This is a genomic window from Streptomyces tibetensis, assembly GCF_040647715.1.
In the GTDB taxonomy this organism is placed as follows: Bacteria; Actinomycetota; Actinomycetes; order Streptomycetales; family Streptomycetaceae; genus Streptomyces; species Streptomyces tibetensis_A.
In genome coordinates this window covers 511,280-523,352 of sequence record NZ_JBEZCR010000004.1, presented here as the reverse complement: position 1 = coordinate 523,352, position 12,073 = coordinate 511,280, and the positions used below count along the sequence as shown (strand labels likewise).

General features: G+C 72.4%; 12 protein-coding genes. 6 read left to right on the top strand and 6 right to left on the bottom strand.

Annotation, left to right across the window (positions count from 1 at the left end):
* Window positions 1-24: 24 nt before the first annotated feature.
* A complete protein-coding gene (locus AB0B29_RS13940; RefSeq protein ID WP_362238353.1) occupies window positions 25-399 on the top strand; it encodes a peptidase M23 in 375 nt (124 codons plus the stop codon).
* Between the two features lie 74 nt (window positions 400-473).
* Here the strand turns inward: AB0B29_RS13940 and AB0B29_RS13935 are convergent, their stop codons facing one another.
* Entirely contained in the window at window positions 474-923 is a 450-nt protein-coding gene (locus AB0B29_RS13935; RefSeq protein ID WP_362238350.1) for a hypothetical protein, read from the bottom strand.
* Between the two features lie 261 nt (window positions 924-1,184).
* Here AB0B29_RS13935 and AB0B29_RS13930 point away from each other — a divergent pair, with 261 nt between their 5' ends.
* Window positions 1,185-2,372 (top strand): hypothetical protein, encoded by a 1,188-nt coding sequence (locus tag AB0B29_RS13930; protein WP_362238347.1) that lies wholly within the window; start codon window positions 1,185-1,187, stop codon window positions 2,370-2,372.
* Window positions 2,373-2,544: 172 nt separating this feature from the next.
* On the opposite strand, the gene AB0B29_RS13925 is transcribed toward AB0B29_RS13930, so the two are convergent.
* From AB0B29_RS13925 to AB0B29_RS13910, 4 genes are all read right to left on the bottom strand, one after another.
* Window positions 2,545-4,098: a serine/threonine-protein kinase gene (locus AB0B29_RS13925; RefSeq protein WP_362238344.1), complete on the bottom strand. Its 1,554-nt coding sequence runs from the start codon at window positions 4,096-4,098 to the stop codon at window positions 2,545-2,547.
* Window positions 4,095-4,889, bottom strand: coding sequence for a serine/threonine protein kinase (locus tag AB0B29_RS13920; RefSeq protein WP_362238341.1), 795 nt, complete (start codon window positions 4,887-4,889; stop codon window positions 4,095-4,097). Before AB0B29_RS13920 ends, AB0B29_RS13925 begins: the two co-directional genes overlap by 4 nt.
* 87 nt (window positions 4,890-4,976) lie before the next feature.
* Window positions 4,977-5,261: a hypothetical protein gene (locus AB0B29_RS13915; RefSeq protein ID WP_436845841.1), complete on the bottom strand. Its 285-nt coding sequence runs from the start codon at window positions 5,259-5,261 to the stop codon at window positions 4,977-4,979.
* A gap of 48 nt (window positions 5,262-5,309) precedes the next feature.
* Window positions 5,310-6,284: an SCO2400 family protein gene (locus AB0B29_RS13910; RefSeq protein ID WP_362238338.1), complete on the bottom strand. Its 975-nt coding sequence runs from the start codon at window positions 6,282-6,284 to the stop codon at window positions 5,310-5,312.
* Window positions 6,285-6,632: 348 nt separating this feature from the next.
* Here AB0B29_RS13910 and AB0B29_RS13905 point away from each other — a divergent pair, with 348 nt between their 5' ends.
* Window positions 6,633-7,082 (top strand): spore-associated protein, encoded by a 450-nt coding sequence (locus tag AB0B29_RS13905; protein ID WP_362238335.1) that lies wholly within the window; start codon window positions 6,633-6,635, stop codon window positions 7,080-7,082.
* A gap of 57 nt (window positions 7,083-7,139) precedes the next feature.
* Here AB0B29_RS13905 and AB0B29_RS13900 read toward each other — a convergent pair whose 3' ends face one another.
* A complete protein-coding gene (locus AB0B29_RS13900) occupies window positions 7,140-8,534 on the bottom strand; it encodes a glycoside hydrolase family 43 protein (RefSeq protein ID WP_362238332.1) in 1,395 nt (464 codons plus the stop codon).
* 239 nt (window positions 8,535-8,773) lie between these two features.
* Here AB0B29_RS13900 and AB0B29_RS13895 point away from each other — a divergent pair, with 239 nt between their 5' ends.
* From AB0B29_RS13895 to AB0B29_RS13885, 3 genes are all read left to right on the top strand, one after another.
* Window positions 8,774-10,201, top strand: coding sequence for an amidase (locus AB0B29_RS13895; protein WP_362238330.1), 1,428 nt, complete (start codon window positions 8,774-8,776; stop codon window positions 10,199-10,201).
* Window positions 10,202-10,220: 19 nt separating this feature from the next.
* Window positions 10,221-10,439, top strand: a complete 219-nt coding sequence (locus AB0B29_RS13890) for a hypothetical protein (RefSeq protein WP_362238327.1) — start codon at window positions 10,221-10,223, stop codon at window positions 10,437-10,439.
* Between the two features lie 135 nt (window positions 10,440-10,574).
* The gene (locus AB0B29_RS13885) at window positions 10,575-12,044 is read left to right on the top strand and encodes an SPFH domain-containing protein (RefSeq protein ID WP_362238324.1); all 1,470 of its coding nucleotides are present in this window, start codon (window positions 10,575-10,577) and stop codon (window positions 12,042-12,044) included.
* Window positions 12,045-12,073: the final 29 nt, after the last annotated feature.

Below are 12,073 nucleotides of genomic sequence, written 5' to 3'. Positions count from 1 at the left end.
CTTCGTCCTTCGGGGGACAGACACATGAAGCGACTGACCAGCCGTACCGCCATGGGCCTCGCCGTGACCGCGCTCGCCGTCGGGGGTCTCGCCACCACGGCCCAGGCGGCCCCGGCCACCGCCAACGGCGGCGACCCGACGCTCACCGACGTCTACATCTGGGCCACCGACGTCAACCTGCGCCAGCAGCCGACCACGGACTCCCCGCGGCTCGCGGTCCGTTCGCGGTGGTATGCGGACGCCCTGTGCCAGAAGCAGGGCCAGACCGTGCACGACCCGGCGGTCGGCACCAACAACTGGTGGACCGCCGTCATGGAGTTCTCGGGCAGCGACATCGCCTGGGTGAACAACCTGTACATCCGGGGCGGCGAGAAGATCGCCGGGGTCCCGGACTGCTGACGCACCTGCCCTTCAACACCCCTGCGGGGGGCCACCGTGAGACCGGTGGCCCCCCGCAGGGCGTGCGGTGCGGCTCAGTACCAGCCGGTGTTCACCAGGTCGTGGCCGTCGCACGCGAGCAGGGCGCGTGAGACACGGCCGTTGAGGTTGTTGCCCATCTTGGTGTACGCGTAATTGATGCCCGCGTCGACGGTCTCGGAGACCCAGCCGTCGTTGCGGCCCGCGCCGTTGTCGGAGCGCTGCAGCACGGCCGCGCAGCCGGGCCGGGAGTTCTCGATCCGGGCGAACGAGCCGCACTTGTCGGAGTAGAAGTACTTCAGGGCCATGCCCTCGAAGTACTTGGTGGCTCCGATCTGCCGGAACGTGCCCGAGCAGAACGTGGTGGTGGGGTACTGCCCCTCCTGCCCGTAGATTCCGTAGTTGCCGCCCGAGTACGGCTGGGCCTGGGCGGTGGTCGGAAGGAGCGCCATCACCGCGGCGGCGCCCCCCGCGGCCAGCAATGTCGTGAGTGATCGGCGGCTCATGAGCCCTCTTTCGTGTGTGTCGGCGGGTGAAACGGTCGTGCGCGGCGACCGGCCCCCGGGCCGGCCGTCACTCGCTGGTCGTGACCGTACGGGGCATCACCGCACCACCGGCACCTGACACTTATCAGGGTCGGCGCCTCACGACGCCGCGCTCCCCGGAGCCCTGACATTCGTCAGGACCGCCCGCCCCGCCCCCGCTCCTATCGTGGCTCCGCGGGCCAAGGCCCCGTAGGACCACCGGGCCATCCAGGAAGGGAAACCATGCGCATGCCCCTGCGCGGCGCCGCCGCGCTCGCGGCCGTCGTCACGGTCGCGTCACTCACGAGCGGTGCGTCGGCACAGCCCCGGGCGGGCGGGGCGGTGGAGGGCGCCGGGACGGCACGGACCTCGGCAGCCGCCCAGATCCCGCCGGGCGTCACCGCCGGCGTGGCCGTCTTCGACCGCCGGACCGGCGCGTTCACCGAACAGGTCGACGCGAGCAAGCAGTTCCGGTCCGCCTCGGTCGTCAAGCTCCTGCTGGTGCTGGACTTCCTGTGGGACCGCGGGCCCGACTACACCATCCCCCCGGCCGACCGTGCCCGGCTGGAGCCGATGCTGCGCGGCAGCGACGACGACGCCGCCAACCACTACTGGTCGACGTACGGCGGTTCGGCGATCATCGACCGGATGACCGCCGAGCCCGCGCTCGGTCTGCGCGACACCGCGCCACCGCCTCCCGGGTACGAGGGTTTCTGGGGTTACACCGCCATCTCCGCACGGGACACGGTGGCGATCTACCGGTACATCCTGGAGAAGGCCCCGGCGCCCGTCCGTGACTTCGTCATGGACAACCTGCGCCGCTCCACCCGCTGCTCCGCCACCGACCACTTCGACCAGCACTTCGGCATCGCGGGGTCGTTCGACAAGCCCTGGGCGGTGAAGCAGGGCTGGTCCGGGAAGTACGCGAAGGGCACCTGCGGCCCTGGGACCACGTCCTCGGGAACACAGGGGGAGCCGGCCGCACCCGCTCCGCGCGTCGCCGCGGCCGTCGACCTCACCCGGCCCGCACTGCACACCACCGGCACGGTGGGAGCGGACGACCGCACGATCGTGGCCGTGCTGACGCTGCACCAGGCCGGCACGTCGTACGGCAAGGCGTACACCGACATCGGCCGGCTGACCCGCTCGCTGAACGTGCCGGGCGGTGCACGGCCCGCCGGGACCTGGTTCGGCACCTGGGGCGAGTTCGTGAACGTCCGCAGGGGACCGGCCACGGGCGGTGACCGCATGACACAGCTGCCCGCCGGGGTCGAGGTGCTGGTGGGCTGCCAGATCCGGGGCGAGGTGGTGAACGTGCCGCCTTACACCAATGAGTGGTGGGCCTATCTGCCCCAGTACGGCGGCTACATCTCCAACATCTACATCAGCTCGCCGGACAACCGGCTGCCGAACGTCCCGGAGTGCGGCTGACCGCGGCCGGTGACGGGAACGGGGGACGAGCGGTGGGCGGGGCAGCGGCCCTGCCCACCGCTCGCGTTCGTACGGCCCCGCCGGCGGCGTCCCGCGACGCACCACGGGCCGCCGCGGCCCCCGGGCCCCCCGCTCCCCACCGTCCGCCCCACCTCGCTCGCGTGAGCGCGGCTCAGCGCTCGTACTCGGCGAGGTAGCGCATCACCTTGTCCACGTGCGGCCGTACCCTCTCCGGTACGCCGCGCTCCTCGATGACCGTGCGGTCACTGGTGCGGTAGCCGGCCGCGACGAGCGCGGGCAAGTCCTTCTTCGGCAGGCCGGCCTGCTTGAAGCGCTGGTCGAGCCAGCACACGTACAGGCTCATGGTGGAGATCGCGTCCGGCGGTGACATGTGGTCCTTGTCGCCGTCGCCGTCCCCGTCCACCGCCCAGGCGCGGAACACCGACGGCGTCCACATGGCGATGCCGTACTCCTCGCTCTGCGGGCGGGAGGCTTTCGGGTCGAAGTTGCTCTCCGCCTTGATCAGGGCGGCGAGCAGGGCGGGCGTGATCTCCTCGTCGGTGCAGCGGTGGGCCGCACGGGCGATGACGGGGCGCAGCGCCTCGGGTACGTCGGAGTCCTCGGGGATCTCCCCGGCCGGCGGGCTGGGCGGGTTGGAGACGGTGGGGGTGGCGCGGCCCTGCTTGTCGTCCTGGGTTGCGCCCCCTCCCCCGAGCAGGGCCGCCCCGGCGACCGCGGCGGCGGTCAGGACGGCGAGTCCCGCCGCGACGGCCGGCGTCATGTGTCTTCGGCGGCGGTGTGGACCGCCGGTGGCGGCCTCGATCCGGGCGGCGACACCGGCGGCCGTGTGCGGGAGGCGGGCGGCGTGGTCCGGGGCGAGACAGTCGGCGATGAGCCGGCGCATCTCCTCGTCGAGACCGGCGTCGAGGCGCAGGGGCGCGGTGCCGCGCGCGTAGGACTGGGCCGCGAGCGAGCGGGCGCGGGCCGTCGCGCCCGGGAAGGGGTGGAGTCCGCCGGTGAGGACCTGGTGGGCGAGGACGCCGAAGGCCCAGATGTCGGCGGTTGGCCGGACGACGGCGCCTTCGGTGCCGGTGCGCTGCGACCACCACTCGGGCGGCAGGTGGTCGAGGGTGCCGAGCGGCGGCAAGTGGGCGTGGGTGCCGTCGAGTTCGGCGGCCAGGCCGAAGTCCGCGAGCCACACCCGACCGCCCGGGCCGAGCAGGACGTTGGCGGGTTTGAGGTCGCCGTGCACCCAGCCGGCGTCGTGCATGTGGGCGAGTCCCGCGGCCACTCCGCGCAGGACGCGGTCGGCGTCCGCGATCGGCCCGCCGGCCTCCGCGGTGTCCAGTACGTCCTGCAGACTGGCCTCGGCCCGGTCCATGACCAGCGCGATCGCGCCGTCCAGGGCGGGGAGGTCCGGTGCGTGAACGGTGCACACGGCGTGGGTGCGGACGAGGTGGGGGTGGTCGGCATCCGCGCTGAACCGGACCTCGCGCGCGACGAGTTCACCGAGCGCCGCGCGCTGCCCGGGCCCCAGGGCGCCGGTCGGGAGCACCTTCACCGCGACGGGCGTGCCGTCGGCGACCGTACGGGCCTCGTACACGGTCCCCCAGCCGCCGGAGCCGATGACCGCGCCCACCTCCCAGCCGTCGATGCGGAAGCCCTCCGGAAGACCGGGCGGGCGGGGCGCCTCCAGCTCGTCGTCCCGTTCCTCCGGCCGGGTCATGCGTCCGCCTCCTGCGGGTCGGCGAGGCGGGCGGCGCCGCGGGGCGGCAGCAGTCCGAGGTGCTCCTCGCGGACCAGGCCGAAGCGCAGGGCGACGGAGGCGAGCCGGGTGCGCTTGGCGCCGGTGCGGCCGCCGTCCGCCCCCGCGGCCTCCTCGCCGAGGTCCAGGCGCAGTTTGGCGAAGGCCAGGTAGTCGATGTGGTAGTTGACGGCGGAGCGGGTCAGGTCCCGGCAGGACTCCAGGGGCCGCAGCCGCTCCACGATCTGGCCGACGCCGGGCAGCGTGGAGTCGGAGGGGTCGCGCAGCCGGGGCTCGCACAGCGCCACCAGGACGAGGAAGTACTTCGACGTCGGGTCCAGGGCGAAGGGGTGGACGGTCTGTTCGCCGCCGCCCGGCACGGACTGCTCGCCGAGGTAGGCGTGCTGGGGTGCGAACACCTTGAACGTGGCGGTGCCGGACAGGGCGGGCAGCACCACGCGGGAGAACTCGAAGGGCACGGGCGCCCCGAGCCGCCCGGGCGCGACGGTGAGGTACTCGCCGGCTCCCTCCAGGTTCTCCACCACGTACGACACGCTGCGACTGAAGTTGGAAAGCCGCCAGTAGTCTCCTGCGGCTTCCAGCTGCCCGGCCCGGCGGGAGATCCCGGGATCGGCCAACACGATGCGGACCCCCGCCCCACCGCGTCCGAAATCCGCGATGTCCCCCGGCCCCAGGTGGATCAGTTCGGGACTGCCCGTCTCGTCCCCGCCCCACTGGGCGGTACCGGGCAACTGCACGATGATCGTTTCCACGCGGACTCCCCCGCTGATGTCGCCCCCGATTTGGTCGCGAGGATTGTACGGGCGGTCCTCGCTCGCCACGGAGGCGGCGGGGCCGCGTCAGCGGCGCGTTCCGCCTCGATCTCCTGCCGCTCTCGAGAGCGGCAGGGTCGAGTCCGACGTCAGCGTCCGCCCGTCCGCCGCGAACGCAGAGGTCCACCGGGACGTCACCGGCGGTCCGTTGACGTCCGGCATGCCGGCCCAGGGCTCGACGGCGCCCGCACCCGCAGTGTCTGTCACGCCGTACGCGGCCTCGCGGTTCCAGTGCTCCCAGGCGCGACGGTCAGGGTCGAGCCGGTCGTGGACCGTGGCGATTCGCGGATGCCGGAAGCACTCGTCAGCCATGGGCCCCGCGATACGAAGGCCGGCTGCGCACGGCCACCGGCCGCCGGTTCAGCCACCGAGGCAGATGACCAGCAGGCAGAGCTCCTTCGACTTCGGCGCGGAGGGGGACGTCTCGGCCGGAGTCGTCGCCGCGGGCGCGGGTGTGGAGGAGGAGGCCGGCTGCTGCGCGTCCGAACCGGACTCGGCGGCCGGGGGTGCCGTCGGCTCGGTGGCCGTCGAACCGGACGACCCGGATGACCCGGATGACCCGGATGAACCAGATGAACCAACGCTGCCGGTGACCGTGCCGACGGTGTCCCTGACGGTCTTGCGGGGCGCGGTCGTCAGCGGGAGCTCGCGGGGAGTGGCGGCCGCGTCCGTCCGCGTGTCCGTCGGCGTGGTGCGGGGGTCGGCGGCCCGGGACTGCTGATGGCGCGAGGCGCGGTCGTCGTGCGACGGGGCCGTGGAGGCGGAGCGCGGGGTGTCCTGCCGGCTCGACGTCGGTTCGGTGAACGTCGGTGCCTCACCCAGGGCGCCGCCCATGGTGGTGTCCTCCGGCGTCGCGGACGCCTGCACGCCGGGCTTCGCGTTGCCGTTCATCGCGGCGACCGTCAGACCGCCTCCGACGAGCGCGACCGCCGTCGCCACCACGGCCCGGCGCTGGTTCTTCTTCCAGCGGGCCAGCTGGCGCCGGCGGGCCGCCCGGCCCGCCGGCCGGGCTTCGTAACCATCGGCCCCGTCGGCATCCGAGGGGCCGTGGGCGCCCGTGGAGTCGGGGGCGTCGGAGGAGTCGTGGGCGCCGGACGGGCCGGAGGCGTCCTGCGTGCGCGCGGGGGTCTCGTCCCACACGGTGCCGTCGTGCCAGGTGCCGAGGTCCGACGGGTACTGCCAGGACGCCGGTCCGCCCGGGTCCGTGGCGGGCCCGTGGTCCGGGCCGGGACGGCCGCCGAGGACGGAGGGGTCGATGTCCGGGGCGTAGGCGCCGCACCCCGGGCAGACCAAGGCGCCGTTGAGGTGCCGACGGCACGACGAGCAGTAGTCCATGTGTGCTGTTCCCGATCTGGCTGTTCCGGCGGCTCGCCGGCCGCGCCCTGGTCACGTTCGCACGTGGGATCGAGCCGTAACGCTAACGAGACTTTGAAAGGGCGGTGTGCAGCCTGTGTGACACCCCTGCACAGATCCTCGGGATCTCGCGTGTGCCTCAAGTGACTCGTGAGTAAAAGAGTCGCCACATGGGAACGCTCGGGCCTCCACCGTCACGGAGCCCGCCCCTCCACTCGCACCACCGCTCAACTCCCCCGATTTTCCTGCCGACTGACGCACAACCCTTTGAACTCCCGGCGGGTCACACCATGCAGGAGCAACCACCTCGAAGAGTTGCATGGGGGAAATATGCGATTCACCCGTTCCATCCTGGCGGCGTCCGCCGTGGCGGCACTGTCCGTGGGAACCATGACCGCCCTGGCGTCGCCGGCCTCGGCCGCGCCCAACACCACTCCGCAGAAGGTCTGTGGCAGTGGGTACAAGACGGTCAACTCGGCGGCCGTCGGCTCGTTGGGGACCGTCTACCTGACCTACAACGCCTCCAACGGCAAGAACTGCGTCACGACCATCCGCAACAACCCGGGCACGGCCGTGGACATGTCGGCCTGGGTCTCCGTCCCGGACACCGAGCAGTACGACAACGACGAGGGCCTGTACACGTCGTACGCAGGGCCGACCTACGCCTACGGCAAGGGTCACTGCGTGGACTGGGGCGGCAGCATCGCCAACACGTACGTGCAGGTGTACGGCTCCAACTGCGGTTCCCTGAAGGAGCACCGGGTCACCTTCACCCGCTGACCCCCCTCCGGCCGGGCTCCACGGGCGACCGTGGGGCCCGGCTTCCTCCGTGCCGCCCTACGCCCAGGCCGTCACCGGCACGAACGAGCTGTCCTGCCGGAACCGGTCCGTTCCGTCGGAGCGGTCCACCCGGAGCTCGTAGGCGTAGTGGCGCAGGTAGCGGCCCGGGTAGTTGTACGACTCGAAGCGGACGGAGCCCGAGGCCGTGCCGGCGCGGAGGACGAACGTGGCGTCCTTGGCGAAGGTGCTCGTGCCGTCGTTCGGGTCGAAGCGGGCGCGGAAGTCCCAGTGTCGCAGGTAGGCACCGGTCGCGTCCCGGAAGGAGTAGCCGCCGGCGTCGGCGAGCCCGGCGACGACCGTGAAAGTGGCGGACCGTCTCTCGGCGGCGGTGCTGGAGGCGCTGACCACCGGCAGGTTGAGCAGTGCGGACTGCTGCTGCCAGGAGCGGGTCGGGTAGTTGACCGAGCGGAACGAGCGGGTGCCGTTGCGGGCCAGGGCCGGGCCGCCCGCGACCGTCTCCTTGACGACCGTGAAGTGCCGGGCCGTACCGGAGATCGCGGGCAGGGCGGCCGGGGGCGACCAGGTGGCGAAGGTGTCGTAGCTGTCGCTGTAGTAGTAGTTCCCGTCGCCGTAGCCGTCGAAGAACATCCGCCAGCCGCCGTTGTCGAGCTGCACCAGGGCCGGGCCCTCGCGGTAGCTGCCCCAGCCCGCCCAGTCACCCGTCCGGCGGATGGTGTACGGGCCGGTGAGATTCGAGGCGGTGGCGTACTCGATGTACTTCGTCGTCTCGTTCTTCGGGAAGGCGTGGTACGTCGAGCCGATCCTCACGATGAACGTGTCGATGTGGTTGGCGCCGATGCCGGAGAGGGCGACCGGCGTGCTCCATGCCGTGAGCGCCGCGTTCGCCGCCCTCAGCAGGTACGGCGTGAAGATCCACTCGTCGTTCGTGGTGGAGCAGGACACGATGACGTTCACGCTGCCGTCGCCGTCGACGAACCACTCGGGTGCCCAGGCGCGGGAGAGGCGCGCGATCGGCACGGTGTAGTCGTAGAGGAAGGTCCAGTCGGCCCGGTCGGAGCTGCGGGCGAAGCCGATGGTCGTGCTGGGGTCCTGCCAGGTGTGCGTGGTGTAGGTCAGGTAGTAGAAGCCGTCGGTGTGCCTGATGACGCTCGCGTCGCGGATCCGGTTCGCGGGCGGGGTGTACGCGGCGGAGCGCAGCAGCCGGAAGTCCGTGGCGTCGTCCGACTGGTAGACGTCGACCGTGCCGTCGTTGCTGTTGAGGAACGGCACGATGGTGTAGCGGGTGGCCGAGCCGTTCGGGGGTGCGGCGGCCAGCGCGCCGCCGAGCAGTCCGGGCGATCCGCCGAGCAGGACGGCCGAGGCGGGCAGCGCGGTCAGGGCGCGCAGCAGCGTGCGGCGGGACGGGGCGGCGGGGGGCGGGTGTGGGGTCACGGGCGGCTCTCCCTTGAGCACAGGTTCGATATACCGGACAGAGTTCGGCACATCGGTCAGTCGTGAGGGCTCAGAAGGTAAGGGCGAGCCAGAGGGCGGTCAATGGTTTGAACGGGGCGCGACGCGCCCAGTGAGGAGGAAGCGGCCGGTGGGTGAACATCCACTCCCGTCGTCGGCATCACACTCCCGGCCCGCGGACGTTACCGTTCGGTAGAGAGGCTGCTTCCGGAGGTGTCCGTATGACGCTCGACCGTTGCGAAGGCCTGGCGGAGACCGCCCGCGCGCTGGCCGCCGGCGAGGTGACGTCGCGGGCGCTGGTGGAGCGGACGCTGGCGCGCATCGAGGCGACGCAGGGGAGCCTGAACGCCTTCCGGATCGTCCGGGCCGAGGCCGCGCTCACGGAAGCCGACGCCGCGGACCGGGAGGCGGCCTCGCAGGGCCCACGGAAACCGCTGCTCGGTGTGCCCGTCGCGGTGAAGGACGACATGGACGTGGCCGGTGAGCCGACCGCGTTCGGCTGCTGCGGCGAGTTCCCGCCGGTCGCCGAGGACGGTGAGGCGGTGCGGCGGCTGCGCGCTGCCGGAGCCGTGATCGTGGGCAAGACCAACACCTGCGAGTTCGGGCAGTGGCCCTTCACCGAGGGGCCCGCGTTCGGCGCGACCCGCAACCCCTGGAGCACCCACCACACGCCCGGCGGTTCCTCGGGAGGGTCGGCCGCCGCGGTGGCCGCCGGTCTGGTGCCGGCCGCGCTCGGCTCGGACGGTGCCGGTTCGGTGCGGATCCCGGCCGCGTGGACGCATCTGGTCGGCATCAAACCGCAGCGCGGCCGTGTCTCGACCTGGCCGCGCGGCGAATCCTTCCAGGGCATCACCGTCAACGGCACTCTGGCCCGAACGGTCGCCGACGCTGCCCTGCTGCTGGACGCGGCGAGCGGCAACCACGCCCAGGACCCGCACCAGCCCCCGCACCTCGACGTGTCCGCGGCCGTCGGCCGCGATCCGGGCCGACTGCGCATCGCGCTCTCCCTCAAGCCGCCGTTCACGGCGGTGCCCGCCCGGCTCCTGCCCGAGGTGCGGACCCGCGTGGTCGAACTGGCCGAGCGGCTCGCCGCGTTGGGGCACTTCGTCGAGGAGGCGGACCCGCCGTACGGGCAGATCGGGCTGACCTTCGTGCCGCGTGCCACGGCCGGGATCGCCGAGCGCGTGGGCGAGGCGCCCTTCCCGGCGTTGCTGGACCGGCGCACCCTGGGCGCGGCCCGGTTGGGGCGGTTGCTCGGCGGCGCCCCGCTGCGGGCGGCCCGGCGCGCGGAGAGCGTGCTGCACCGGCGCATCGGCGGCTTCTTCACCTCGTACGACGTCGTCCTCGCGCCCACGACCGCCGCTCCCCCGCCCCGCATCGGGGCCCTGCTCGAACTCAGCGGGTTCGCCACCGACCGGGTGATGATCGCCGCGTGTCCGTACGCCTGGCCGTGGAACGTGCTGGGCTGGCCGGGGGTCAACGTGCCGGCCGGTTTCACGCCGGACGGGCTGCCGGTCGGCGCGCAGTTGCTGGGGCCGGCGAACAGCGAGCCGCTTCTCGTACAGGTGGCGGCGCAGTTGGAGGCGGAGCTGCGCTGGTGGGAGAAGTGGCCGTCGCCGCCGGTCACGGCACGTTCCGCTGCCGCCTGAGCGACCGTACGCTGTCCTCATGGCGGACGCGTCGATGGTCGGGCTCATGGGACGGGTCACCGGAACGATCGGGCCCGGGCTGGTCGGCGAGGTGATCGTCCGGGTGCGCGGCGGCGCCGAGCACTTCCTCGCCCACCCGGCCTCGGCGGCGGACCGGATCGAGACGGGCACGGTCGTGATGGTGGTCGAGTACCTGCCGCCGAGAACCGTCTACGTCACGCCGGCGTACGACAGTTGAGCCCCCTGCGACGCAGGTGAGAGCCGTACGCGTCAAGCTTGTGCCAAGGATGCGCCGGTGTCTGTACCAGGGCTCCGGGCAGGAGCACACTCCCCTTCGTTCGGTGCCGAGAGGGCACCAGGCAAAGGGGGGCGAATGCCGATGGTCGTCGGCGTCGTTGCGGGGGTGGCGGTTGCCGCCGTCCTCGCGCTGATCGGTCTGTTCAAGCTCATGTGGCGGGTCGCCGAACCCAACGAGGCACTGATCATCTCGGGCTCCAAACACCGCACGGAGGGCATCGAGGAGGGCATGGGGTTCCGCATCGTCACCGGACGCGGGACGCTCGTGATGCCCGGCGTGCAGGCGGTGCGCAAGCTCTCGCTCGATCTGAACGAGACCGAGTTGCACGTGGACTGCGTGACCCACCAGGGCATTCCGCTGAAGGTGCGGGGCGTGGTCATCTTCAAGGTGGGCGACGACTTCGTGTCGATCGCGAACGCGGCCCGCCGCTTCCTCGACCAGCAGAAGCTGATGTCGGAGCGGGTGCACAACGTCTTCGCCGGTCATCTGCGGTCCATCGTGGGCGGGTTGACGGTCGAGGACATGATCCGGGACCGGGAGAAGCTCACCGGTCAGACGCGGGCCGCGTGCGGCACCGAGATGGAGAAGCTGGGCCTGATCGTGGATTCGCTGCAGATCCACGAGATCGAGGACCCGACCGGGTACATCCAGAACCTCGCCATGCCGCACGCGGCGGCCGTGCAGCGCGACGCGCGGATCGCTCAGGCGGAGGCCAACCGGCTGGCCACCGAGGCCGAGCAGCAGTCGTTCGCGCGGATGGCGGAGGCGACCCGGGACAGCGAGATCCTCCAGGCCGGCTACCAGGCCGAGCGCGACAAGGCGGCCGCGAAGGCCCGGCAGGCCGGACCGCTCGCCGAAGCCGGCGCCCGGCAGGAGGTCGTCGTCCAGGAGACGCGGGTGGCGGAGCTGGAAGCGCACCGGCGCGAGCAGCAACTCCAGGCGGACGTGCGCAAACCCGCCGACGCGGCGGCCTACGAGACGCGCACCCTGGCCGAGGCCGACCGCGACGCGCGGATCTCGTCGGCCCAGGCGCAGGCGAAGGAGACGGAACTGGCGGCGGCGGCCGAGGCGACCCGGGTCAAGACGGCCGCGGGCGCCGAGGCCGAGGCCACCAAGGCCCGGGGCGAGGCGGCCGCGCAGGCGACCCGCGCCACCGGTGAGGCCGAGGCCGCGGCGGCGCAGGCCAAGGGTCTCGCCGAAGCCGAGGCGGCCCGGGCGAAGGGCCTCGCGGAGGCTGAGGCCATCAAGGCCCGTGCCGCCGCCCTTGCGGAGAACCAGGAGGCCGTCGTCGCCCAGCAACTCGCCGAGAACTGGCCGGAGATCGTGAAGGCCGGCGCGTCCGCGTTCGGCAACGTCGACAACATGGTGCTGCTGAACGGCGCCGACGGCATGGCCGACATGTTCGCCAAGGCGCTGACCATGGGCGGCACGGGGCTGGGCCTCGCCCGTCAGCTGCTCGCGTCGATGGACCGCAACGGGCAGGCGCCGCAAGACGTCTCCGCCCTCAACGGGCACGCCCAGAAGGTGCCGGTGGACGACAAGTGAACCCGGGCTGCAGCACCTCTGCCCCGTAA